Here is a 24,736-nt window from a genome sequence, read left to right on the forward strand (position 1 = left end):
TTGTAGGAGGTTTTGATAGTTTTGAATGGTTGTTTTTGTAATCTGATGGAAGGATAGAGAGTTGTACAGCTGGTAGGACTCGAACCTACGATCTCCGGAACCACAATCCGGCGCTTTAACCAGCTAAGCTACAGCTGCATTTGAATTAGTGCTCAAATAATACTACACTTTCGACAAAAGTCAAGACAAAAATGAAGTAAATTATATTTTTTTTATATTATAGTGTTGATATTTTTAAATCCACAATAAAATCAACATTGTGTAAACGGTCAAAACAAAGCATTACTTTTTTATGCATCTTTTCTCGTCGTATACTTTGTAGTTTCATACTCAGGATAGAATTTATTGAGATACAGTGTACATTTTTCCCGTTTCGTAGTGTTGATTTTATGTAAATTTTGATAGCTAAAATGTTGATTTTATGCTATAATTACAGTGATGTAGTGAACATATAAAAACATTTTCTTGTCAAGTTGACGAAAATTTGCTATATTCATACCTGAATATGACACACTGCGTCATAAACCATAAAATTATATTTTGCAAAAAAGGAGTATATGCATGGAAACTACAAAGAATAAAACAGTTTCTGAAGAACAAGCTATTACTCATGGCGAAAATCACAATATTGGCAACGGTGGTTTTTTAGTTTCTCCTTGTCCTCCTGGTACAGTTTTCACCAGAGAACAGTTAAACGAAGAGCAACTAGAAATCGGAAAAGTAACTTATGATTTTTGTAAAAGCAAAGTTGCGAGTTGCCCTCATGACTTAGATAAAAAACCAGTTGATGATGATGGAACTCCCGTCCTTGTCAAACTCTTTCGCGAAGCGGCCGAGCAAGGTCTTGTTAGCGCAGCTATTCCAGAGGAATATGATGGTCTGGGAATGGATCTCATGACCGACATGTTTGTCTCGGAAAATCTATGTCGTTTTCACGCCAGTTTCTCAGTAACTTGTATTGCTCACCTTGGTATAGGTACAAAGCCTATTTTGTTGTTTGGAACAGAAGAGCAAAAAAAGAAGTACTTACCTAAACTAGCTAGCGGTGAGTATATGGGATGTTACGCTTTGACGGAACCAGGTAGTGGCTCTGATGCACTTAGTGGACGAACGGAAGCTCGTCTTGAGGGAGATCACTACATTCTGAATGGTAGTAAGCAATTTATTACCAATGGTGGTTGGGCGGATGTTGCCGTAGTATTTACACGTATTGAAGGTAAATATTCCGCTCTTATTGTTGATTTAGATTTAGAAGGTGTTTCGCGAGGAGCCGAAGAAAAGAAAATGGGGATCAAAGGGTCTTCCACAACAACTTTGACTTTTGACAATGTAAAAGTGCCAAAAGAGAATTTGTTAGGGAAGCTCGGTGATGCAGCGAATATCGCCCTCAATATTCTGAACATTGGACGCCTGGCTCTTGGATTTGCTGTCCAAGGAGGAGCTCGTACCGTAATCAATACTACAATCAAGTACATCAAGGAACGCAAACAGTTCGGCCGTTCCCTTGCTGAATTTGATATGCAGTTGGCAAAATTAGCGGATATGAGTGTTCGTCTTTTTGGCATAGAATCCATAAATTTTCGCACCGCAGCACCAATTGATGAAAAAATCAATGAGCAAAAATCTCAAGACTTTTCCGCGGAAAGCTTAATCCAAGCGGTACGTTCTTTTGCAATGGAATCCTCCATTTGCAAGGTGGAAGGTTCTGAAGCGCAATACAATATTTGTGAAAATGCAGTTAAGATGCACGGAGGCTATGGCTACACTTCTGAATATAGCGTAGAGAGAGAATTCCGTGACTGTATTATCAATATGATCTATGAAGGAACGAACGATATCAACCGTTTAGTTATCTTCGATTTTCTAGTTCGTAATATATACAGTGGTGGTATTCCTTACCGTGTGTTTACAGAAGAAGTACAACAGGCCTTGCGTACGCGTCAGTTTAACTATGCGTATCGCGAAGTTGCTTTTGAAGAGGAAAAGAAAAGCGTATATGCCGCCAAATATGCTGTTGCATATTTAGTGGAAAAGGCTATTTTACGCTATGGTAAAGATATTTCCAATCAGCAGCAGGTAATTGAGCACATTTCCGACATGTTGATTCATCTTTACGTTGTAGATTCGGTCATCGCAAGATGTCATTACCTAAAAGATCATGGAAATTATGGCGAAGTAGAGGAAGCAATTGCCAAAGTAACAACCATTGATCGTTTAGAGCAAATACGCACTTTAGCACGACGTGCTATTTGGGATGTTTCTCACGATTACGATGTGGATCGTTCGCGCGAAGATCTTGAATGGTTACTTTCGCATACCGAGTACAACGAAAATGTATTCCCACTAAAAAGAGTAATTGGCCAGGCTGTTTTAGAAAAAGAACAGTACTACCTATAAGTTTTGCATTGGTATAAATAATCGCAAGGCGAACGCGTGTGTTCGCCTTGGAAAATTATTTATGATATTGTAATTCTAAATATTTAAAGAAAGACTAAAGGGAAAATTTATGGAACTTAGGAATGTTGTAATTGTTGATTATGGTCGCTCCCCTATTTCAAAAGCAAAGGGTGGGGCTTTAAATCAATTAACTTCTCTAGAGATTGGTAGCCAAGTAATCGCTAAATTGTTGGAACGCAACGACAAACTACCAAAGGACCAGGTGGAATTGGTGGCGGTAGGTTGCGCATTCCCCGAAGCCGAAAATGGTTTAAACGTTGGGCGTGCTATGGTCATAAAATCGGGTTTACCTTCTTCTGTTGCTGGAATTACTGTAAACCAGTTTTGCGCTTCTTCACAGCAAACGCTGATGGTAGTTGCCGACGCAATTGCTTGTGGAAAAGGTGACATTGGAATCGCGGCGGGAATTGAACACATGGTTCGCGTACCTATGGGCGGATACAACCCTTCTTATGACAAAGAACTCAATAGCAACAATTTTTACATTGGCATGGGGGACACCGCCGAAAATCTAGCAAAAGATTTAAATATCTCGCGTGAAGATCAAGAACAATTTGCAATAGATAGCCACGAAAAAGCGCTAAAAGCATGGAACGAAAACGCTTTTTCTTCCGAAGTAATTCCCATTGAGTTACCAGATGGTAGTACTTTCGACCGTGACGAGTGTATGAAAGAACCCAATGTTGAAAAGATAAAATCCCTAAAACCTGCTTTTCAGGCAGATGGAACAGTAACTGCCGCAACTTCATCTCCTGTATCTTCAGGAGCCGCCGCCATTATTTTGATGAGCGAAGACAAGGCAAAGGAATTGGGATTAAACATACGTGCGTACGTCAAAACGACGGCAGTCGCTGGATGTGATCACGAGCGCATGGGAATGGGTCCTTTGCCTGCTACCGAAAAAGCGTTGAAACGTGCGGGTATGCAACTAGATGACATCGACGTTATTGAACTAAATGAAGCATTTGCTGCGCAGTCGTTGTATGTAATTCGCGAAGGCAATTGGCCAATGGACAAAATCAATGTTTTAGGTGGTGCGATTGCTCTAGGACACCCACTGGGAATGTCAGGAGCGCGAATTATAGGTACCGCGATTACAGCACTCGAAAAGCTCGACAAGAAATACGCATTGGCGACAATGTGTGTAGGTGGTGGACAAGGAGCAGCAACCATATTGGAGAGGAGAAGTGAATGAGTCCAATAAAAACCATTAATCACGTTGCCGTTATCGGAAGTGGTGTGATGGGTGGAGGTATTGCTGCTTTTTTTGCTAATCAGGGAATTACTTGCGATATGTACGACGTCGAAGTAGATATTGCGGCCGCTAATTTGGGAAAATTAGCTAGCCCGAAGGCAAAAATACCATTGCTATATACACCTAAATTCGGAAAGAGAATTACCCCGCGTGGTAACGCGGAAATGGCAGAGCATTTAAATAAAGCGGACATGATTGTCGAAGTTGTACCCGAAATACAAGAACTCAAAGACAAAATGATGGCGCAAATTGATGCAAGCCGCAAAACCGATTCTATGGTTGTGACCAATACTTCTGGTTTATCTGTCAATAGAATGATCGCCAGTGTTTCTGACAATATGAAGAAATGTTTTGCAGGAACGCACTACTTTAACCCAGTGCGTTATCTTCCGCTAGTGGAGATTATTCCAGCGGCAACAACCGATCCGGAAATGTTAGCGTTTTTAGAAGACTTTTTCACCAAAGCAGGTAAAAAAACGATTATTTGCCGCGATACGCCAAACTTTGTGGCGAACCGCATTGGTGTTTACAGTCTAATGAAAACATTGTCATTGATGGAAAAGTATAACTTTGATGTTGAAACTGTCGATGCCATTACTGGTCCACCACTTGGAAATCCAAAAACAGCGACTTTGCGTTTGTGCGATCTCGTGGGAAATGACACCACTTTGCACGTTGCGCAAAACTTGTACGACAACTGTCCCGAGGACAAAGAACGCGATTTATACAATGCGCCACCTCTTTTGACACGTATGGTCGAAGACAACATGCTCGGCCTCAAGAGCGGCAAAGGTTTTTATCGCAAAGAAGGTCGCAAGATACTTGCTTTGGATCTGAAGAGTTGGGAATACCAACCAGCGAAGAAGGTCAAACTTGATGAAATCAAAGTCGCGCGTAGTTACCAAACGATTGAAGAACGACTCTATCAAATGGTAAAAGGTGACAGCCCTATTCATAAATTTAGTCGCGAAATCACCTTGTCAACAGCCGCATATGCCGTCGATCTAGTTGGTGAAATTGCTGACGATGTCGCAACAATCGACAATGGAATGAAATGGGGATTTAATCGCGAGATAGGCCCTATCGAAGCGCTAGATGCCATTGGTTTAGACAAGTCGATGGAATGGATGCGTGCGGCAGGTATGACGGTTCCCCCTCTCTTACAAGAAGTGGCGAGTACCACAGGAAGTTTTTATCAGAAGTCGGGCACAAGTCGCAGCTTTTTTGACATTAACACAAAGGCTATGGTTCCGGTAAAATCAAATCCAGATGTCATTTCGATTGCCGCTCTCAAAGAAAAAGGCAATGTCTTACGCGAAAATGTTAGCGCGCGACTTGTTGACATGGAAGACGGAGCGCTCTTACTTGAAATTGACTCGCGTATGGTACCGACAATGAATCCCATTGACGAATTCGTTGTTTCGATGATGGAGCAAGCTTTTGAAGAAATCGAAGCCAAAGGCTTTACTTGTCTTGTTGTATCGAACCAGAGAGCCAATTTTTGTGCGGGAGCAAATATTCAGTTGCTTCTAGAGCTGTGTAAAGAGAAAAAATGGGATGCCATTCGCGACATGAGTAAGGCTTTTCAAGATGCGAATATGCGTTTACATTACGCCTCTGTACCAGTTGTTGTTGCCCCTCACGGTATGACTCTTGGTGGCGGAATGGAAGTGACACTAGCGGGACACAAACGCGTAGCGGCCGCAGAGCTCTACGGTGGTCTTGTCGAAGTCGGTGTTGGTCTTTTGCCAGGTGGTGCTGGTAACTTACTCTTGATTAAGCAATTTATTGAGAACATGGCATCGCGAAGACCTGGACCAGTTGTACCAACAATGAAGGCACTAGAACTCATTGCTTATGGTAAGGTTTCTTCTTCTGCTCACGATGCGATTGGCAAAGGCTTTTTGAATAAAGATGACGTGATTGTGTTAGACAAAGACATGCAACTTAAAAAGGCCAAAGATGTGGCACTTGGAATGGTGGATGGCTTTGAGGCAAAGAAACCAAAAGATTTGTTGTTAGCTGGACGCGGTGCTTTTTATGTGATAGAAGAAAACTTGAAGGGACTATTACGTGCTCACCAGGTTCCTCCACACGGAGCTTTTATTGCAACGAAGATGGCCCATGTGTTAACAGGTGGTGAAAGAGCAAATCCCGCCACCCCAATAAGCGAAGACTATTTTCTAGAGTTAGAGCGCGAAGCGTTTGTCGAACTTTGTTCACAACCAAAGAGCCAAGAACGTATAGCGCACATGCTAAAAACTAAGAAACCTTTGTTGAACTAGACAATTCTTTTTCAAGCGATATGAACGGTAAAACACCGTTCATATCGTAAATCACACCTCCGTAAACTCATCGATAACGCACCAGATACGTATCGCGTACCATACAAGCTCTATTTTACCTTTCAAAATTCACATCCATGTTGTATTATTCTATGTTAAAGCTCTGCTTATTATCAACATTACATGATATTTAGAAAGGTGAATCATGGATCAGGATCCATTTATTGGAAAAAAAATACGCGGCTATACTATAGAGTCTAAGTTAAGCAGTGGTATTTACAAATCAGTGGAAGACTTCACGAATAGAGTCGTACGTTTGAAGATAGTTCAAAAAAGTGATGATCTTGAAACACAAAAATTGTTAGAGTTAGCAAACACTCTCGCAGCAGTAGCAAGTGAAGCCATTCCAAAACTATACACGGTGGTTGAAGACGAAACACACTACTATATGGCTTTGGAACTTATCGAGGGAAAAACTCTATACAAGTATTTTCAAGAACAGCGAGATTTTTCCTTAGATGAAATATTTCAAATATTACTTTCCCTTATGGATGGCCTGGAAAAAGGGCATCGTCTAGGTGTTGTCCATCAAAATATACATCCCAAATCCATCGCATTGGGAGAAAATAATATTGTAAAGCTGCTGACATATGGCCTTAACCTAAAAATAGGTAAAACGGGATTTGAACTAGACGAAATCAATAAAGGGAAATACGAGCAAGGAAGTGAATTAGACGTAGACGAAGATGTTTTTTATTACTGGTCGCCAGAATTATACAACAACAAACCTCTAGATGCTCGTTCTGATATATACTCACTTGGCGTACTCTTTTATTACATGACGACAAATAAGTATCCTTTAGGTGAAGAACAAGGAATGGCCTACCTAAATCGTTTGGATACCGAGAAGCCCACGCAACCAACAACACACAACGCAAAAATTCCAAAAGAAGTAGAGCAGATTATTATAAAAATGCTACAGCCAGATCCACAAGAGCGTTATCAAAGTGTTTCTGAACTTTTAGCAGATTTCCAAAATTACATGCAAGAACGCAGTAATGATATTCGTTTTGAGGAACAAGAATATATTGCGAAAGCTTTTATTGCGATGCCATTTATGGAAAAATTTGATGTGGTTTACCAACAAATAGAGGCGGCATGCGAAGAAAACAAAGTACAGGCAATGCGTGTTGATAATATCGTAGACGTAGATAATATATGGTACGCGATTTTACGCGAAATTAAGGATTGCGAGTTTATTATTGCTGATTTCTCGGGCGACAAGTACGAAGATGTTCCCAATAGTAATGTTGTAACTGAAGCGGCACATGCACGTGCGATTGGTAAGCCTGTTGTGCTGATTTCTCAGCAGCCAGAACATATGTTTTTTGATTGGCGCACACAGCACGCAATAAAGTACAGTTTTGAAGAAAAAGATCTTGCATACCTAAAAAGTAGCCTATCACGCAAGGTCGCAGGATGTTTAAAATTAGTAAAAAAAATGGAAGAATCTGCAGAATAAAGGCGTGTAAACGTATCAAACAAAAAATATAAAGCCTCTCCTTGTTTTTAGGAAAGGCTTTAAAACAATTTGACAAACAAAAAATTTACTTCTTTTGTTTCGCTTTTTCTTGTTGTTCTTCGGTATATTCCATTGCTTCCGCAATTACTTCGACTAAATCCACAGGTTGAAAATTGTCCTGTAGACCAGCACTTTTAATGCCATCTTCGAACATTGATAAACAAAATGGACAGTTACTTACCATCACATCTGGATTTGTACGTGAGGCCTCCTCAACGCGCTCTACATTCACACGTTTACCTTCCGTCTCTTCCATAAACATTCTCGATCCACCAGCGCCACAACAGAAACTCTTGCTGTGGTTGCGTTCCATTTCGAGAATTTTTGCTCCTTTTACTTTACTAAGAGCATTGCGTGGAGCTTTGTATTCTCCGTTGTGTCGTCCAAGATAACACGAATCGTGATATACCATTCGTTTATTGACTTCTTTTTCCAATTTTATTTTACCATCTTTGATCAATTGATCTAATACCTGGCTATGATGAATTACTTCATATGTTCCACCATAATCTGGATATTCATTTTTGATGGTATTAAAGCAGTGAGGGCACTGTGTAATAATTTTCTTGTCTTTATACTTGTTTAGAGTTTCCACGTTCTCTTCGGCAAGCATTTCAAATAAGTACTCATTACCAGCACGACGCGCAGGATCTCCCGTACATTTTTCTTCGCCTTGGAGAATGGCGTAAGATACACCAGCGTTGTCCATTACATTGCACAGGTCTTGCGTAACTTTTTTATTGCGATCGTCAAAGCAACCAAAACACCCAACCCAGTACAAATATTCCGCATCAGGATTGTTTTTCATCGTCGGAATTTTTTTATCTTCTGTCCAATCAAAACGACTTTGATGGCTCATGGTAAATGGATTGTACTGTGTTTCCAAACTTTTCATTGCTTGCGCTGTCTCTGGCTTCATTGTACCTTCGGTGAGTACCATGTAGCGGCGAACATCCATGATTTTGTCAATGTGTTCATTTGTCGCTGGGCATTCTTCTACGCAAGCACCACAGGTGGTACATTGCCAAAAGAAATCTTCGCTGAATATATCTCCTACAATACTCGGAAATTCTGCACCTTCCTTGAGAAGCTCTTGGGCATTCTCTTGCACAGAATAACGAATACCTGTATGTAACTTTTTAGGATTGAGTTCCTTACCGGTGCTATTTGCAGGGCAAACAGCCACACAACGGCCACATTCCATACATGCGAATGTGTCGAGCATATCTTTCCACGGAAACTCCGTCCAATTATTTGCTCCAAAAACTTCGGCATCTTCGTCGTCTAGGTCAAGCTTACGCAACTTTCCACGAGCGACTTTCTTTGGATTCTTACGCAACATAATGTTGGGTATAATGGCCAATAGGTGCAAGTGCTTTCCGCGAGGAATCCAGTTCATGAAAAACAGTATCACCCCAAAGTGCAGCCAATAAGAAACATCGGCAATGGGATTGAGAATTCCCGCAGGAATCGCCGCCGCGAGGTGCTTTGACACAAAAAATCCTTGGGCATATTCCATACCGTGTTGCGCACGTTGGGCATGCATAAATAGTAGTGTAACGGCTATAACGGTAATACAACCCAAAATAACCATCGCATCAACGTGATCGGAACCTTCATAGCGCTTAGGCTTTACAAAAGTACGCAGCACAAAGGCCATAAATACACCGACAAGAACGAGAATGGTGAACAAGTTTTGTGAAAAAGCCATCACCTCATTACCACCAATGATAGGGATCACAAACTCTGGGTCAAAGGCTTCACCGTACATCTCGATTACTGTCGTTCCCAATACAAGAAAACCCCAGAAGATCAAAACATGAAGTACTCCAGAGTAATGCCAACGAAGTACCTTAGTCTGGGCCAGAACCATCACAAAAAAGTCTTTAATGCTCTGCGATATAGGAGGAAAATTTTCAGTAGGTTGGGCTTTTTTTAACAGGGAGTACAAAATGTAAACCGTACGCGCTAAAAACCCCATAGCTACCAACGTTAACAAAATAACGATAGTTGCTTTTATAGTCATAGTATCTCCGTGTCTAGTTCTAAATATTTGTGGCGGCATATCTTCAAGATGAAAAACAAACAGCCGTCACTTGAGTTAAAAGCGTGCTACACATCAATATGTGGAAAATTTTTGTTTCTATACTATTGAGTTTCTACAGCAGCACGTTAGACACATAATTATATTATATTCGTTTTGAAATATCAAGATTTGCGCGACAATCTTAGAGATGGATTTTGGGCATGATATTGGTATTTGGCGATTCGTATTGATTTAAGACTAGTGTTTCGTTTTCCGATTGGTGCCCTCACCATCGTCTTGTTGCTTTCAGCTTTGCTGAAACTGCTGATTCGATGGTGAGGGCACCAATAAAAAGAAGAAAATCTAAGACAAATGTTTGGCAATTTTAAGGAAGGTTTCAGAGATCCCATCACAATCTTTATCCGGAAGTCTCAGGATGAAGATTGTGATCGAATCGTTAGTCGTCTTCTAGTAGATCTTGTATTTCTTTTTTGCAGTGTTTTAGGGTGAGTCTCCAGTTTTTGTTATCACTCTGGGCAAGTTCTTGCTCAATGAGTTCTTGGAGTTTTTGCAAGTTGAAGTTGATGTACTTCATCTTTTCCTTTTGTTGGTTACTACTATTTTCTGCGGCAATTTTGGCACGTTTTAGTTGTTCTGCTTCGCGTTTAAATTTTTCCAAAACCAGTTGCAGTTTTTCGGCGCGGTCTATGCGGTATTTTTTGCATATATTGATTAACACGCGTAGAGATTCCCAGCCACCGATCTCCGTGGCGATCGTGTCTTTTTCTTCTAATTCATACATCTTTTCACGGAGCTTGGCGTTCACTCTGTCTAGCTTTTGTCGCAACTCAATGTTCTCATTCTCTAAGTCAGCGGTACGATCTAGATGCTTAGAAAATCTTGGTTGAATTGCCGAAGTCATACTTGTCGACATCGGATTGGTCTCGACATCTTTTAAGTATGGTATTATCGCAATAATCGCCATCACGAATGTCATTACCCACGGCAATGAACCGCGGCGGCGTCTCGGTTTTGGTACCGGAACGTGACTTGTCGTGGTGCGATTGAGATCCTTTTTGGGCGGTTCTATGGGTTCCCCAATTTTTGACATCGCTGGAAAATTTGCTATTGTATCTTGGAGAGAAATTTCTACCTGTGGATTTTTTTTGATTTCTTTTAAACCTGCGGGTAGTAATTTCCCTTCAAAACACAATTGTGCAATTTTTTGTGGAGCGAAATCTTCCACTGTTTCAAAAATCGCGATGAGTACGTTGCGGCGCATAGAACCTTTCTCGATGGCAGCGACGGCAATTGCTGTATATTTTTTATCATTTTCTTCCCAATGACGTGTAAAAACACCTTCGTTTTCGTCTTTGAGAAATTTTTTTGCTTCTATATAGAGATTTTCGCATTTTTGTTGCCAACGTATTATGGGAACGTTGTTTTTTTCGCGAATGTACTTGAGCCCCCAGTCATCGTGATTTGGTAAAGTACTTTCCAGAGGCTTTATCCCTGATGTATAGAAACAAATTAGATGTAGAGGCGTCATATACTACTCCTTTATTTGTCTCCTGAAGCCTTTCCTTTAATGCTGTACCATTGATTGATAGTCGCTACGTTGCTACTCACTAATTCAAAATTAATGGAATTGTTTTTGTTGCTTATAGTTCTTTGCGGAACCATTTTTTTCTCTTGGCGATCTTCAACAGTGCAGAATTTAATCAAACTAAAACACCCCACTTCCTTGTGGGTGAGTAAAACATTTTTACTTTTCTTGTCGTTGTCTACAATCTCTAAACTCACAGTTTCGTAGGCTTTCCAGTATATTTCCTTTGTTTCATCCCACGTGACTTTTTGTTTGTCTTTATAGACGGTAAAGGGATACGTTACACTACCAACTTTAATGGATACTTTCACACTTGGATTATATACCCAGTAATTTTTGGCAAATTTTCCGCTTTGTAACTTTAAAGTATAACGTGCTCCATTGAGTAATTGCCGTAAAAAAAGTATTTGTTCTTTTGATTCTTCGATAAACTGTTTTTCAGGGCCCCAGTGTTTGCTGTACTCCGTGTACAAACGACTGATTTCTTCTATGCGTTTTCGGCCTTCTGCTGCGGAGAATTCATCCGCGCGGTACTGAAAACTTCTCCATGCGGAGTCTGCTTTCTGGAATTCGCGGCGGTCCCACTCAAGAGCCGCGGCTTTCTTACCTTTTTCTGCTTTATGGAGTAATTCCCTGTATAAATAACGATTTGTAGAGTATTTGCGTAGATATTGTTCAAATGCTTCGTGTTTCTTTTGTGGATCGAACATATCTTCGCAATCTTGTAGGTGACGTCTTGACCAACTTATTTTCGCCTCGTGTATTTGCGCCTGAAAATTTGTCAGCGCGTTATCTCCAGGATATTCTTTTTGATACTTCTCATAGGCCTCTTGTGCCTTGGGCAATGCTGTTTCGTCCTCAAAAGCTCGTTCAATTTGTGCCGTAACTTGATTCTTATGTTCATCCTTTAGATTATCGGTCATGCTTTTTGCCAATACCTCGACGTCTTCCTCTACATTTTTGTATCCAGGACGTTCACGATGTAGGCGTTGAAATTCTTGCAGAGCCTCTAGTTTTTGTGTTGTTGTTAGAAAATCGTCTTCTATCTTTGTTAGAGCAGAGTTCCAAAAAACCATAATTTCCTGTTTGTCGATATTTTCCTTCATATCGAAAATTCGCGTTGCGTATTTTTCTGCTCCCCATCCTTCATACTGCTCTAATATCAAGCGTCCCTGTGCAAAATCCTTCTTGGCAACAGCTACCTCATATTGTTGAATGCAAAGCTGGAAACGTTTTTCATCCACTTTCTCTTTGTACTCACTGCGATAAATACTCATTGTCGTTGGTTGGTTGCTATAACGACGGAACCTTTCTAAATCGCGAATTGCCTTGACGTCGTTCTCTTCAATAAGTATACTTTTCCACTTATCTTCCAACTCTCGTTGCGCTAACTTTTGCGACCATTCTTGTAGCTCCAGTGCATATTTTTTTAGACGAATTTGCCCGGAAAGTTTTATGTCATATATTTTTAAAAGTGACCACGCCGATTCGTAGTTTTTCAACTCTGCTAGTTTGAAAATGCGTCCTTGGATCACAGGTAAAAATAACTTCCAAAATGCTGTTTCGTTGATCACGTTAGGAAAACGCTGCTCTTCATGATTAAAAGAGGCAATGCCCTGCTCCCAACTTCCATTTTGCTGTACTTCTTTGGCTACTTCAGCGAGTGCCAGACACACCTTATTTAGTAGAGAGTTTTTGTCAAAAGCGCTATGGTGAATGTACTTATCTTGAAAATTTGCCAAGGCATCCAAGCATTCTTTCCCCTGAAACTGCAAAGCGAGATTTAATTCTTGCTGGTATTCTTGTGCGTATAACTGTTGTAGTTCCTGGCGAATGTTTTTGCGAATATTTTCTGGTATTCCTTCCAAACGCTCAAAATTTTTGAGGATACGTTGTGCGTTTTTGTAGTCGCGTTTGTCAAAAGCCTCTTTACTTTCTCTATGAGCCTGTTGTGCACGCAATTCCCATATTTCGCTCTCTAACTTTTGCAAATCTTCACTGATAAAATTCATGCGTTCTTTTTTAAGAAAAGACTCTAGGGCAATGATTTTATCCTCTAGCTTTGCACGTGTATTATAAATTTTGCCTTGCTCCAGAGCCTGTTTGTAGAGAAAAGCACTATACACTCTTTGCAATTTTTTGCGTTTCTCCATCAAGCGCGAGCGTTGGAAACTATGCCTTTTGAGATATTCGTCCAATATCGAAAGTGCATGGCGGTAATCAGCATGCAAATAGCTTTGCTGGTAATTTTCCAATGTTTTGGCCAGAACAATACGTTTTTCTAGTCTTTCCAGCATATCGTGTAAATATTTTTTTCCTTCGGGAAAACCAGAGCGCAGATACTCTTCGATGGAACGACACGCTTCTTGGTAATCGCGAACACTTTTGTCGTCCTGGTCATTTTCACGTGCTTGTTGTGAAACTTCATCTAACCACTCGGCTTGGACTTTGCTGCGTATCCGCGTTTGCTTGGCGAGGAATTCTTTTCCTTCCTTGTGATCGCTTCCATATGTATCGACGTAGTTGCCTATTTTTTGATAGATTTCTTTTTCTTGGGTTTCGTTTTCGCGAATAAAGTTGTTTAGAATTTTTGCACTTTCACTACGCATTTGCATCGATAAATTGTAATTGTACAGCCAACTAACTGCTGACCAAATCACGAAAAGTGCCAAAACAGCACCTGCGGCGATGGATGAAATTTGTATTCTTTGACGCAATACGCGTGTACTTTCAAAAGCAAAAGCTTGCAATACGAAAGTGATCGGATCTATCACTCCTTCTGGTGAAATCTCCGCCGGAGGACTTTTTTTCGCCGGCAAATCAATGTTGTAGTCTTCGCCATATTGGTGAATAAAAATTTGTTTGGTTTTTGCATCTTGTTCCGGATCAGGAGCTACGGTTTTTCCTACAGACGATACAAAAAAATACTCCACATAACGCGCATGAGCTTGAAACCACTTAAACGTTCCCTGAAACTTATGTTTTAGTGTTTCAATTTCCAAGTTGGGGTAGTCGTCTTTTCTAGTGAAAATAACAGAAATAGGGCGACTGATTTTGCCATCGTGTCCCTCGATGTGATGACTGGTGATAATTTTTTCTAACATTTGCGAATAGTTCCAGTTCATCTGTCGTGCAAAGCGTCCTTCTTCCGGAATAATGGATTCTAAATAGGCATTGTCTCCCGCAGCATGGCGCAATTCATTTTCCGTAAGTAAGTGTTTAGGTGATACGACGAAAAAGTACGCCCTGGCATCATACATACGTTGAACTAATTCGGAGTCACCTGTTTCGAAATCACTTCCTTGTATATCTTGGAATTGGATTTTGTAATCGCGTATTTTTTTGGGAGTTTCCCAACGAAGTGACAGATTAAGGTCATGCCAACCACGCGTTGGTTCAGGCCATTGTTTTTTCTGGCGAATGGGAATGAGGTGACGATTGAGAAATTCATGCGTTCCTTCGGAAACAGTACCGGTCATATCGGGAACGAGGCCGTCGATAATACTTGAGATAATGGCTGTTGTCAGAAGCGTTTTACCACTACCTTTGGCCCCTAAAACCGCAATAAAATCTGTAGGATTTTTTTTCACTTTTGATAGAGAGTCTTGTAAAAATTCCATATTTTTCACCTCAAATGGCCTAGTTACGTCGTTTCCTGGTTATAGACAATTGCATTTTACTTGGAAATGGAGTAAATTTTTTTATTTGTGTAGTTTTTAACTTAATGTACATAGCCTACATATATTATACTGTACCCAAACGAAAAACGATTGTTTTTTTTCAAGGAAAAATAGATGAAGAAACGTATATATGAGATATTATCGGACCCTCCGAAGGGGGATATTGTTGGAAACACTATCTCCATTAGCATTTTGTTATTGATTGCTGTGAACGTTTTTGTCGGGATACTCGAAACAGTACCATCTCTAAATAAACATCATAGCGCATTTTTTTATAACTTCGAGATGGTGTCGGTAATTATTTTTACTGTGGAATATTTGCTGCGCATCTGGTCTTGTACATCACATCCTAAATACCAGGGGGCGATACAAGGACGTTTGCGCCAAATGCAGGCTCCCATGGCAGTGGTCGATTTATTAGCCATTTTACCTTTCTATCTCGAAATTTTACTAGAAGGATTAGTCGACCTGCGCTTTATTCGCATACTGCGTTTATTCCGTCTATTCCGCATTTTTCGTGTGGGAAAACTCGCCGAAGCTTTTCAGATGTTGGGGCAAGTGCTATACAACAAACGCGAACATTTACTTATTAGTTTTGCCATCGTGATCATTGTCACTGTTTTGGCTGCGAATCTCATGTATATGGTCGAACATGAGAAAAATCCCGCGTTCTCTAGCGTTCCTGCCGCCTTGTGGTGGGCAATTATTACCATTACTACGATCGGCTATGGAGATATGTTTCCGGTGACTGTTTGGGGAAGAATTATTGGTGGAATGATAGGTTTCTTAGGAATATGTGTCTTTGCTCTTCCCGTGGGGATTCTCGGTGCAGGTTTTGTCGAATGTGTCGAAGATGAAGCTCCTACGGAAAAACATCTTTGCCCACACTGCGGAAAAGATGTTCACGAATTTCCCAAAGTTGCCGCAAATGACGAGACAGAAACGACATAGTTACGTTGTTGAGAATCACATTTATCCATGTAAATTTCTCAACAACGTGCCGTAAAATTATAGGTTGTTACGTCGCAATTTTGCCGATAAACTGCGTGCGAGATTTTTGTATAGCAGTGCCGCAATATCAGAGCGTACGCGCATTAATTCTTTGATATCCTGATGTAAAATTACCAATGTTTTCACTTGCTGTTTTGCGGTTGCTGCGGCAGAGTGCGAAGTGGAATCAACAAGAGACATCTCTCCTAAACACTCACAGTTGTGCACTGTCGCAATTTTTTTGTCATTTTGCGATATTTCTACTTCTCCCTGAACAATGATGTATAACTCTTGGGAGGTGTCTCCTTGGTTAAAAATAGTTTGTTGATCTTCAAAAAACCGTATAGAAGAGATCAAGGATATTCTTTGCAACTGTTCCGAGTTTAAGCTTTCAAAAAGTTTTACCTGTTTCATACAGTCGTGAATTTTGTTGTATGAGTTCTGCTTAATGAATTCTTTAAAAACAATATCGGCCATTTCTTGGCCTTTTTCTGTTGTACAATAAGGGTTCTGTTCAAAAGAGTCCAGTATGTTGATCATTTTTATCACATCGTATCTTTCTACGTCGTGAAAAGCAAACGCAGGTATATAACCAGCAGGTAAGAATTGTAGTTCAAGTAAAGTTCTTTGTATGCGCGGTGAATAGCCACTTACGTCTATTTCTATGTGTCGCATGCCAATTTCTTTGCACTTCTTTTGCATTTGTTGTATTAAAAAATAAATACATTGGTCGTCGATGCTAATTAGCTCAAATACTTTTGCGGCCTTACCGATATCATCGACGCTATAACCAATAGCTCCCACAATATTTCCATTTTCTTTGGCGATAATGTAGTGCGCATTTTTTGCATTTAGTTTAAAAAAACCGTAATGTAAACGCATCGAACCAAATACTTCGCGATTTTTTAGGCGACCACGCTGTATGCGTAGTAGATGACTATAACCTGTGGTTGTTAACTCTTCGGTGGTGTAGGTGTCTTTGTAAGGATACGCCTGGGTTTTTTCGTCAATGACTGCGTCAAAATCGATACCAACATTGCGCATTGCTGTGGCGGCAATATGGTATACTTCTGGAACAATACACGGATTGTGTTTGCGTAGAGAAAGTGCATTTCCAAAATATTGGACCAACAAGGAGACAGATTCGTGCTGATCGAGAATACTCAAATATTGCGGTAAAAAGCCCACAACACGAAAGTTGTTTTTTTCTGCCACTTTTTGTGAATAAGGGTGTGCTGTTCGCGCATCGACAATGGCAACATGTAAACGATCTTTAATCGCTTGTAATCGTCCTTCCATTAGAAGTTGCGCCAAACCTTGTTTCCTGGCATCGGGATGCACAATTAAACGACCAAACTCTCCCACTAAGTCGGCATAAGCACCGATGTTCATAACAACAGAAGCCGATCCCACAACGCGCTGCGTTTCTTTTTCTACACAGACAATAAAGGCGTAGTCATCATCAAAACACATTTTTTTTAATGACCACAAATCAAAAAACTGATGATAGGGATATTTTTCACCATATGTACAAATAAATAACTCTTTTATGCCCACCACATCACTATCCTGTGCTTTACGAACCTCGTACATTTCCCCCTCTTTTCTAGTTCTAGGATGACCGTCCACTGAAGCTAACTTCAGTTTTATTGGAACGGAACTATCTCAAAGTGTCATTCCTGCGGAAGCAGGAATCCACAAATGAAAGATTAACTTGCAAACGCCTGGATCCCTTGTCAAGCAAGGGATGACATTCTAATGAAGTTTCTAGTTCCACAGAAGCAATTTTCAATGGTCACCAACACAGAACGAGCTATTTTTTAAAAGATTAACACTTTTAACGATTATTAAGTATTTAGCAAAAAAAATACCAAACAGCAAAAAAATCGTCAGATAATAGTAGAAAAATAGTAATTTTTTGTGGGAAAGTTGAATTTTACCTTGATATCACGGTAACTTACGGATATTATTATTAATGTATATACTACTTAGTTACACTAACAAAGGAAAAAAAAATGAGGATCACTCCGAAACAAAAGGCACTCTTGACGTTTGTCTGTAATTTTACAGCAGAAAATGGCTATGCGCCGAGTCAAAGAGAAATTGCTGATCATTTTGGTTGGAAATCCTTGGGAACCGTTCAGGATTATCTGAAAAAGTTAGAGGCAAAAGGTGTTTTGAAAAAAGAATGGAACGCACGTCGTGCCATTGAAGTAGACCATCGTTTTGTTGAAAACTTCATGATTCCCAAAGAATCGGTATCTGTGCCTCTTTTAGGTAAAATTGCCGCAGGAAGACCTATCGAAGCAATTGTAAGCTCGGAAGAACGCATACCTGTCCCCAAAGAAATGGTGCGTAATGGAAGTTTTTATGCACTTACTGTCGAAGGAAATTCGATGATTGAGGATGGTATTTTCGAGGGAGATTATATTGTTGTACGTCGTCAGCAAAATGCAGAAAATGGCGAAATGGTGGTAGCCCTTGTCGATAATAGCGCAACGGTGAAACGCATGTACCGTCAAAAAAGCCGCATTGAACTGCGTCCGGCAAATGAGACAATGGAATCTTTTTATGTAAAACCACACGAGGTTAAAGTTCAGGGTATTGTTGTCGGTCTATACCGTAAGTATTAAAGAGTAAAAAAATGTATGTAGAGTATATGAAAAAACAGCTACAGGAAGCTTTTTCTCCTTCGCAACTAGAAGTGATAGATGAAAGTTACAAGCATGTGGGACATAAAGGTGCGGGAAAAGGCGGTCATTACAAGGTGCGTATTGTTGCAGAAGCATTTGCCAACAAAAGCAGAATAGAAAAGCACCGCATGATTTATAAAGTTTTTGATGATGATATGCCAGATAAAATTCACGCACTGGCAATAGATGCGAGTAATTAATTTATGAGCCTACGTGTACATATGTTGTACAAACCCGAACCAGTGTATCACCAACATTTAATGAAAATTCTGCAAGAAAATGTCGACATTACGTTTGGTTTGGAACCGAAGGCCACTGATTACACAATACTAATTGGTGGTCGCCCCTCTTCTTCCATATTAAAAAATAGCCAAAATCTTCACTCCCTCGTTATTCCTTTTGCTGGAATCCCCAAAGAAACAAGTTCCCTTCTTCATAATTTTCCTCACATAGCACTGCACAATATTCACCACAATGCCGCAATCACTGCTGAAATGGCGATTGCACTGATGCTGGCCGCAACAAAAAAAATAGTTCCCATTGACCGCCAGTTTCGCAATCATGATTGGCAAGGGCGTATGATCTCTTCTCCTCTTCTTAGCGGCAAGAATGCATTGATTTTGGGGTACGGTGCTATAGGCAAACGCGTTGCAAATGTTTGCCATGCGTTAGGCATGCAAGTAACTGCTCTACGTAGGAATTCTTATCCTGAAGACGGAGACATCAAGGTACGCAATATTGATATGCTCGACGAAGCACTACCTCAAGCAAATGTGGTGATGGTTTGTTTGCCTCAGACACAAAAGACAACAAACCTGCTATGCAAAAAACGTCTAAATTTGTTACCAACGCAGACGGTTATTGTCAACATTGGTCGTGCAGCTATTATTAACGAAAAAGCGTTGTTTGATGCTTTATCGGATAATAAATTATGCGCCGGTCTCGATGTATGGTATAACTATCCTAAAGAGGTAACAGCGCAAAACTTTTCTCCGAGTAATCTTCCGTTTCGCGAACTAGAGAACATCGTTATGAGTCCGCACCGTGCGGGTAGATGTGATGAGGTAGAGTTTTTGCGCATGGAACACATAGCACAGCTTGTTAACGTTGCGGCAAACGGCGACGAAATGCCCAATAAAATTGACATAAATCGTGGCTATTGAAAGGGAACAACATGCAAATTCGCAAAGCGCAACCCCAAGATTGTGAAGCCATTGTTTTTGGTAATTGTGCGATGGCACTGGAAACAGAGAACAAAAAACTGGACAAGAAACGTGTTACCAAAGGCGTCAAGGCGCTTCTAAACGATGAAAGTAAAGGTTTTTATATCGTTGCCGAAGAAAATGGTGAGGTAATTGGCCAACTCATGATCACCTATGAATGGAGTGATTGGCGTAACGGAACCTTCTGGTGGATTCAAAGTGTATATATCGCAAAAGAACACCGTCGTAAAGGAGTGTATACGCGATTGTATGCTTATATCAGAGAAAAATGCCAAGAGCACAATGTTTGTGGAATACGTTTGTATGTAGATAAAAACAATGTAAATGCACGCCAAACTTACGAAAAGTTGGGGATGGAATTTAGTCACTACGACTTCATGGAAGAGGATTTTGTTCTGTAAATGTATTGTGTATTGGTAGTGTATTTACCTACCAATACAAAAATGATTTATAGCGATGATAATTTTTGCTCAAACTTCTTTAAAGCTATTGCACGATGGCTGATTTTGCTTTTCACCTCGGTTAGCTCCGCAAAAGTCTTATCGTATTTAGGTAAAAAAAATAGTGGATCATAACCAAAACCACCTTGTCCGCGCAGTTCTTCAATAATAACTCCGGGGCATTCACCACGTGTCGTAATTTTTACCTCTCCATCAACGGCCAATACAATCACACAGACAAATTTTGCCGTACGTTTCTCAAAAGGCACACCTTGTAAAAGTGTGAGTAACTTCTTGTTATTTTCTCGCGATTGATTCTCACCGTTCTCTCCCGACCAACGACCAGAGTATATGCCCGGTTCTCCATCTAAAGCATCTACTTCCAAACCTGAATCATCGGCAATGGCAGGAAGACCGCTAAACTTGTTAAAAGCCAGTGCCTTTTTCGCCGCGTTTTCTTCATATGTACTACCGTCTTCGACAACATCGGGAAGAGTGATCCCCAAATCTTTTGCCGTAACAATATTATAGTCACTTTTTGCCAATAACTTTTCTAGTTCATGCAATTTTTTTTTGTTGTTGCTGCCAAGCAATATTTTCTTCATAAAAAACCTCTTGTCTAAGTCCGTGCTGGTGGAGAGTAAAAACAATTTAAACTAGATGGAAAACTACAATTTTCAAAACGACAATTCTCAATATCTTTCCATGCAGCATAACATCGAAAACTACAATTATCAAATAGCGAATTTTTTATGGTGTACCATTTATTCCACCGTTCTTCAAGATAAAATGTACAACCATAGTAACGTGTATTGCTGTGAATCTCATGCAAAGATTTTCCACGAATAATATGTGAGCTCTCTTTGTAAAATTTTGCATGGCTATGAGCGTTTAGTAACTCATTAATGCATTGATCCGAGCATGCATGAACAAGTAGAGGTAGGAGATCTGTTCCGACAAATTTCGAAAGCCACAGTTGCTGAATAGAGCTCGTAAACGGACCGCGACAAACACTACAATTTTTTGGGGTGAAAAGCGGAGAAATAGATGGAATTTGTGCAAAAGGCGGTAAATATTTTCCATTGCCGTACAACGCACGTACGCTTACGCAAGTGTCCTTTAGGTTCGGACAATGAGTAATTTCATAGGGATACCAATGCAAATGATACGAGGTATACGTATCTAAAGATTCGAGAGCGGTCATTTCGCTAATTTCCGGAGGAATTCGCACTAAATAACAACCGTAAAGTACAAATCGCCGCACAAATTTTAACTTGCGAATCGAAGGAGGTAACGTAATGATTTGCCGCCACTCTTTTGTGGTCATCTCCGCACCCGGATCAAAGATAGTCCTTCTGTCTTGGGCAGCTTCGTCGATAATTTGCAAAAGGTGCTGCCATGCATCACATTGTGTATCTTGCTCCTCCATGTGAAACTGTATTTTTACATCTCTCTTACGAGGATAACCATGCATATCAAAACAATTACAACTACGTGACATTCATTTCCCATCCTACTTCAAATAAAAAATATTGCTTATTTCTTTTTCCATTTTCTTTTGGCTTTTGTTTTTCGGCTTCTTTGTTTGCGGCTTGTAAAAATAAAAAGCGAGCAGTTTTGTACTGCCAAGATAGTCTATGGGTGGTGGTTCAAGAGGATCTTCTATAATACTACGGTAGCTGCGTGGGTACACAATGAGTAAAAAGGTAAGCAGTAATTTCTCTTTCTCTTTACGCGGAGATTTTTTTTCTTTCTTTGGTTTTTTTTGTGTTATCTTCATTGAAAATGGCGGGTGACATTTTAGCGCCTTGATTTCCTTTTTCGGAAGTACATTTTCAATTTTGACTTGATTGATGGCCCATTCTTTCTCTAAGCGTTTTCTGGTTTTTTTTACAATCTCTAATTTTTGCTTAGGTGGTATCCATGTCGGAGGAATTTGTGTATAAAATTTTTTGCGGTATACGTCGGAGATGACTTGTGTTTGTAAAAAAGAAAAACTCGATAGTACAAGAAAAGCTAGTATGAATTTAGGTTTTACAATCAGACGAACGCAGAGAAAAAAATCCATAGAGGTAGCCTAAAAACACATGCCATGAAATTTCCTTTTACTGATATTTTGCTGCAGGGAGCTCAAAAGCTCCCCTTTGTGCAGCCACTATAGCTTATTTTGAAATACAGACAAAAAATAAAGAAGATTATTCAAAAAATTTTAAGTAATTTTTTACGACTTCAGTAAGTATCCCTCAATAAAATCATCAAGATCTCCATCGAGGACACCTTGGGCATTGCCTTTTTCGACACTTGTACGATGGTCTTTTACCATAGTGTAAGGATGTAAACAGTATGAGCGAATTTGGTTGCTCCACCCCGCGATCTTTTTTTGCCCGTATTGCTCGTCGAATGCTTCGCGTTGTTCATCTATTTGTTTTTGATAGAGGCGCGCTTGAAGAATTTTCAATGCGGTGGCCTTGTTTTTGTGTTGCGATCTCTCATTTTGGCAAGATACAACCATTCCCGTAGGCAAGTGTGTAATGCGCACTGCGGAATCGGTCACGTTTACGTGTTGCCCTCCTGCGCCCGACGCTCGGTATGTATCTATTTTCAAATCCCTTTTTTCATCGATTTCAATGGGAGGAGGAGTTTCAAACTCAGGTGTTACCGTTACGGAAGCAAAAGAAGTCTGTCGTTTGCCGTTTGCATTAAATGGTGAAATACGCACTAGACGATGTATTCCTGTTTCTGATTTTAGATATCCGTATGCAAAGACCCCTTTTATGTGAATCGTTGCACTTTTAATTCCCGCTTCCTCTTCTGGATCAATTTCAACAATTTGATGAGAGAAATTTTTATTGTTTGCAAAACGCAAATACATGCGCAGCAGCATATTCGCCCAATCACAAGCATCTGTACCACCAACACCGGCTTGAATAGATAAAAATACATTGTTTTTGTCTTCTGCACTAGAAAAAATACTACTCAAACGCAGTGACTTCATATTTTTTTGGCATTTTTTAATATCTTGTTCAATGTCTTTTAGTACATCTTCATCTTGTTCTTCTTGGGCAAGTTCATAGAGAGTTTCAATATCGGCTAGTTTTTCTTCCATAGCCATCACAGGTGTGACAATCTGTTTCGCCTGTTTCAATTCCTCAATTACTTTTTGCCGCTCTTCTTCTTGCTTTTGCCAAAAGTCAGCCTCGGCCATTTTTTCTTCTAAAGACTGCATTTTTCCAACTTGAGTTTCGATGTCAAAGGTACACCTTGATAGAATTATAGTCGGTTTTTAGCTGTTCAATATTATGTTCTATAGAATCTTTCATTGGGTGACTCCGTCTGTAAATGGGAACATCTATTACAAAAATAGTCATTATACACCGGTATTCATGAACGTCAAGGAGTGAATTTCAAACGTTTGTTGACTTCAATTGTGATTTTATATAAACTGAGAGTAGGACATGTAACATTTATATCGTGACAAATTCTCGTTTAGGATAAAATATGCGTTTTTTTGATTCAGTACCAACTAACCAATCGCGCCTGTTGACTTTTCGGTGTCCATATTATAAAACAAGGCCAAATGTTGATCACTACCTCACAGTTGCTTGGAAGTACCAAGATCCCAAACAAGGAGAAGCTGTTCAACTGTTATCTGAAAACGTTAAATACGTAGGAAAACCCTTGGCACTTTTTCCAAAAGCTATTGATTCATATAAAAAAGATGTATTTCCTTTGGGCACGCTGTTCATTACTTGCTCTTGCATGCCGGAGAGAAATGGTAAGCTTTGTTATATAAGTACAGATGTGGTCGATGCGAACAACATTGTAGTGAATTCGCCTGCTGAAACTACAAAAATTCGCAAAAGACTCGAAGACGACTTCAAAGTCACAAATCGCTTATTGATTCAGATATACGATGTTCTTGAAGATATACAAGATGAACAGCGTAAACAAAAAGCTGTTTTGCAGCAAGTCTTGAGCGATCACAGCAAAGTTGTAAATGAACAGGAATCTTTAGAAACCAACGTTAAAAGTATGTCAAAGATTCTTGCGAAATTACCTAGCTATTTAGAAGATCGTTTTTCAGGAGCTAGCAACATAACCGCATATCAAGAGCTAGAAAAAGAGACGAGAGTTCTTGAAGATAATTTAAGCGTGGTAAAAGAAGTGAAAAAAGCACCACCTCAACCAGTAAGAGTAGTAGAAGAAGTTGTCAAGAAGCCTATAAAAACCGTAAAACCAGTAAAAGAAGAAAAATACCTCGACTTGTTCGACGATGTGGATAGTTCCCTGGCTTCTACCCTGGATGAAAAACCGAAAACGAAAATACCGGCGAAAAATGCCTTTAGTGTTACACAAGTATTAAATAAATCGGCGTTGGCACGCGAAATGAAGAATAGTCCTCATGCACAAGATTTAGAGCAGATATTCATGATGGACGATGATGCACCAAAGAAGAATAACGATGATAATGAATAAAGAAGGCGCCTAGGCGCCTTCTT

Annotated in this window: 18 protein-coding genes and 1 tRNA gene; 10 read left to right on the forward strand and 9 right to left on the reverse strand. The window is 40.0% G+C overall.

From position 1 onward, the window contains the following. Positions 1-64 precede the first annotated feature (64 nt). Positions 65-138, reverse strand: a tRNA-His gene (locus tag UABAM_RS01320). Positions 139-561: 423 nt separating this feature from the next. Between UABAM_RS01320 and UABAM_RS01325 the strand changes: the two genes are divergently transcribed. From UABAM_RS01325 to UABAM_RS01340, 4 genes are all read left to right on the forward strand, one after another. Next, positions 562-2,397 carry an acyl-CoA dehydrogenase family protein gene (locus UABAM_RS01325; protein ID WP_151966185.1) on the forward strand — a complete coding sequence of 612 codons (1,836 nt, stop codon included), beginning with the start codon at positions 562-564 and terminating at the stop codon, positions 2,395-2,397. Positions 2,398-2,506: 109 nt separating this feature from the next. Continuing rightward, complete coding sequence (locus UABAM_RS01330; RefSeq protein WP_151966186.1) at positions 2,507-3,652, forward strand: thiolase family protein; 1,146 nt, start codon at positions 2,507-2,509, stop codon at positions 3,650-3,652. Beyond that, positions 3,649-5,997: a 3-hydroxyacyl-CoA dehydrogenase/enoyl-CoA hydratase family protein gene (locus tag UABAM_RS01335; protein WP_151966187.1), complete on the forward strand. Its 2,349-nt coding sequence runs from the start codon at positions 3,649-3,651 to the stop codon at positions 5,995-5,997. Before UABAM_RS01330 ends, UABAM_RS01335 begins: the two co-directional genes overlap by 4 nt. A 205-nt stretch (positions 5,998-6,202) precedes the next feature. Further along, a complete protein-coding gene (locus tag UABAM_RS01340; RefSeq protein WP_151966188.1) occupies positions 6,203-7,519 on the forward strand; it encodes a serine/threonine-protein kinase in 1,317 nt (438 codons plus the stop codon). Between the two features lie 85 nt (positions 7,520-7,604). Here the strand turns inward: UABAM_RS01340 and UABAM_RS01345 are convergent, their stop codons facing one another. From UABAM_RS01345 to UABAM_RS01355, 3 genes are all read right to left on the reverse strand, one after another. After that, complete coding sequence (locus UABAM_RS01345) at positions 7,605-9,605, reverse strand: (Fe-S)-binding protein (protein ID WP_173013070.1); 2,001 nt, start codon at positions 9,603-9,605, stop codon at positions 7,605-7,607. A gap of 457 nt (positions 9,606-10,062) precedes the next feature. Continuing rightward, entirely contained in the window at positions 10,063-11,154 is a 1,092-nt protein-coding gene (locus tag UABAM_RS01350; RefSeq protein ID WP_151966190.1) for a hypothetical protein, read from the reverse strand. Positions 11,155-11,165: 11 nt separating this feature from the next. Continuing rightward, positions 11,166-14,831, reverse strand: coding sequence for a hypothetical protein (locus UABAM_RS01355; RefSeq protein WP_151966191.1), 3,666 nt, complete (start codon positions 14,829-14,831; stop codon positions 11,166-11,168). Between the two features lie 174 nt (positions 14,832-15,005). Here UABAM_RS01355 and UABAM_RS01360 point away from each other — a divergent pair, with 174 nt between their 5' ends. Next, a complete protein-coding gene (locus tag UABAM_RS01360) occupies positions 15,006-15,842 on the forward strand; it encodes an ion transporter (RefSeq protein ID WP_151966192.1) in 837 nt (278 codons plus the stop codon). A gap of 57 nt (positions 15,843-15,899) precedes the next feature. On the opposite strand, the gene UABAM_RS01365 is transcribed toward UABAM_RS01360, so the two are convergent. After that, positions 15,900-17,474, reverse strand: coding sequence for a GNAT family N-acetyltransferase (locus UABAM_RS01365; RefSeq protein WP_151966193.1), 1,575 nt, complete (start codon positions 17,472-17,474; stop codon positions 15,900-15,902). A 422-nt stretch (positions 17,475-17,896) separates the two neighbouring features. On the opposite strand from UABAM_RS01365, the gene lexA reads away from it, so the two are divergent. Genes lexA through UABAM_RS01385 form a run of 4 tightly spaced genes read left to right on the forward strand, consistent with a single transcriptional unit; the run spans position 17,897 to position 20,198 of the window. Further along, a complete protein-coding gene (gene lexA / locus UABAM_RS01370; protein WP_151966194.1) occupies positions 17,897-18,514 on the forward strand; it encodes a transcriptional repressor LexA in 618 nt (205 codons plus the stop codon). 11 nt (positions 18,515-18,525) lie between these two features. Further along, positions 18,526-18,774 (forward strand): BolA family protein, encoded by a 249-nt coding sequence (locus UABAM_RS01375; protein ID WP_151966195.1) that lies wholly within the window; start codon positions 18,526-18,528, stop codon positions 18,772-18,774. Positions 18,775-18,795: 21 nt separating this feature from the next. Continuing rightward, complete coding sequence (locus tag UABAM_RS01380) at positions 18,796-19,737, forward strand: NAD(P)-dependent oxidoreductase (protein ID WP_229759346.1); 942 nt, start codon at positions 18,796-18,798, stop codon at positions 19,735-19,737. Positions 19,738-19,748: 11 nt separating this feature from the next. Further along, positions 19,749-20,198, forward strand: coding sequence for a GNAT family N-acetyltransferase (locus UABAM_RS01385; protein ID WP_151966197.1), 450 nt, complete (start codon positions 19,749-19,751; stop codon positions 20,196-20,198). Positions 20,199-20,245: 47 nt separating this feature from the next. On the opposite strand, the gene rdgB is transcribed toward UABAM_RS01385, so the two are convergent. From rdgB to prfB, 4 genes are all read right to left on the reverse strand, one after another. Continuing rightward, positions 20,246-20,842 (reverse strand): RdgB/HAM1 family non-canonical purine NTP pyrophosphatase, encoded by a 597-nt coding sequence (rdgB, locus tag UABAM_RS01390; protein ID WP_151966198.1) that lies wholly within the window; start codon positions 20,840-20,842, stop codon positions 20,246-20,248. A 14-nt stretch (positions 20,843-20,856) separates the two neighbouring features. Beyond that, positions 20,857-21,738: a leucine-rich repeat domain-containing protein gene (locus UABAM_RS01395; protein ID WP_151966199.1), complete on the reverse strand. Its 882-nt coding sequence runs from the start codon at positions 21,736-21,738 to the stop codon at positions 20,857-20,859. Between the two features lie 12 nt (positions 21,739-21,750). Then, positions 21,751-22,305 (reverse strand): hypothetical protein, encoded by a 555-nt coding sequence (locus UABAM_RS01400; protein ID WP_151966200.1) that lies wholly within the window; start codon positions 22,303-22,305, stop codon positions 21,751-21,753. A gap of 153 nt (positions 22,306-22,458) precedes the next feature. Beyond that, positions 22,459-23,557 (reverse strand): peptide chain release factor 2 gene (gene prfB, locus UABAM_RS01405; protein WP_151966201.1). Its coding sequence is split into 2 segments (ribosomal slippage): positions 22,459-23,487 and positions 23,489-23,557, totalling 1,098 coding nucleotides; the frame shifts between segments, so codons are not numbered across the junction. 178 nt (positions 23,558-23,735) lie between these two features. Here prfB and UABAM_RS01410 point away from each other — a divergent pair. Continuing rightward, positions 23,736-24,713 carry a hypothetical protein gene (locus UABAM_RS01410; RefSeq protein WP_151966202.1) on the forward strand — a complete coding sequence of 326 codons (978 nt, stop codon included), beginning with the start codon at positions 23,736-23,738 and terminating at the stop codon, positions 24,711-24,713. Positions 24,714-24,736 lie beyond the last annotated feature (23 nt).

This window comes from Candidatus Uabimicrobium amorphum, assembly GCF_009002475.1.
GTDB classification, from domain to species: domain Bacteria; phylum Planctomycetota; class Uabimicrobiia; order Uabimicrobiales; family Uabimicrobiaceae; genus Uabimicrobium; species Uabimicrobium amorphum.

Bases quoted from the DNA above. Each gene is read 5' to 3' on its own strand.
- UABAM_RS01325 (WP_151966185.1), top strand. From the start codon at position 562: ATGGAAACTACAAAGAATAAAACAGTTTCTGAAGAACAAGCTATTACT.
- UABAM_RS01330 (WP_151966186.1), top strand. From the start codon at position 2,507: ATGGAACTTAGGAATGTTGTAATTGTTGATTATGGTCGCTCCCCTATT.
- UABAM_RS01335 (WP_151966187.1), top strand. From the start codon at position 3,649: ATGAGTCCAATAAAAACCATTAATCACGTTGCCGTTATCGGAAGTGGT.
- UABAM_RS01340 (WP_151966188.1), top strand. From the start codon at position 6,203: ATGGATCAGGATCCATTTATTGGAAAAAAAATACGCGGCTATACTATA.
- UABAM_RS01345 (WP_173013070.1), bottom strand. From the start codon at position 9,605: ATGACTATAAAAGCAACTATCGTTATTTTGTTAACGTTGGTAGCTATG.
- UABAM_RS01350 (WP_151966190.1), bottom strand. From the start codon at position 11,154: ATGACGCCTCTACATCTAATTTGTTTCTATACATCAGGGATAAAGCCT.
- UABAM_RS01355 (WP_151966191.1), bottom strand. From the start codon at position 14,831: ATGGAATTTTTACAAGACTCTCTATCAAAAGTGAAAAAAAATCCTACA.
- UABAM_RS01360 (WP_151966192.1), top strand. From the start codon at position 15,006: ATGAAGAAACGTATATATGAGATATTATCGGACCCTCCGAAGGGGGAT.
- UABAM_RS01365 (WP_151966193.1), bottom strand. From the start codon at position 17,474: ATGTACGAGGTTCGTAAAGCACAGGATAGTGATGTGGTGGGCATAAAA.
- lexA (WP_151966194.1), top strand. From the start codon at position 17,897: ATGAGGATCACTCCGAAACAAAAGGCACTCTTGACGTTTGTCTGTAAT.
- UABAM_RS01375 (WP_151966195.1), top strand. From the start codon at position 18,526: ATGTATGTAGAGTATATGAAAAAACAGCTACAGGAAGCTTTTTCTCCT.
- UABAM_RS01380 (WP_229759346.1), top strand. From the start codon at position 18,796: ATGTTGTACAAACCCGAACCAGTGTATCACCAACATTTAATGAAAATT.
- UABAM_RS01385 (WP_151966197.1), top strand. From the start codon at position 19,749: ATGCAAATTCGCAAAGCGCAACCCCAAGATTGTGAAGCCATTGTTTTT.
- rdgB (WP_151966198.1), bottom strand. From the start codon at position 20,842: ATGAAGAAAATATTGCTTGGCAGCAACAACAAAAAAAAATTGCATGAA.
- UABAM_RS01395 (WP_151966199.1), bottom strand. From the start codon at position 21,738: ATGTCACGTAGTTGTAATTGTTTTGATATGCATGGTTATCCTCGTAAG.
- UABAM_RS01400 (WP_151966200.1), bottom strand. From the start codon at position 22,305: ATGGATTTTTTTCTCTGCGTTCGTCTGATTGTAAAACCTAAATTCATA.
- UABAM_RS01410 (WP_151966202.1), top strand. From the start codon at position 23,736: ATGCGTTTTTTTGATTCAGTACCAACTAACCAATCGCGCCTGTTGACT.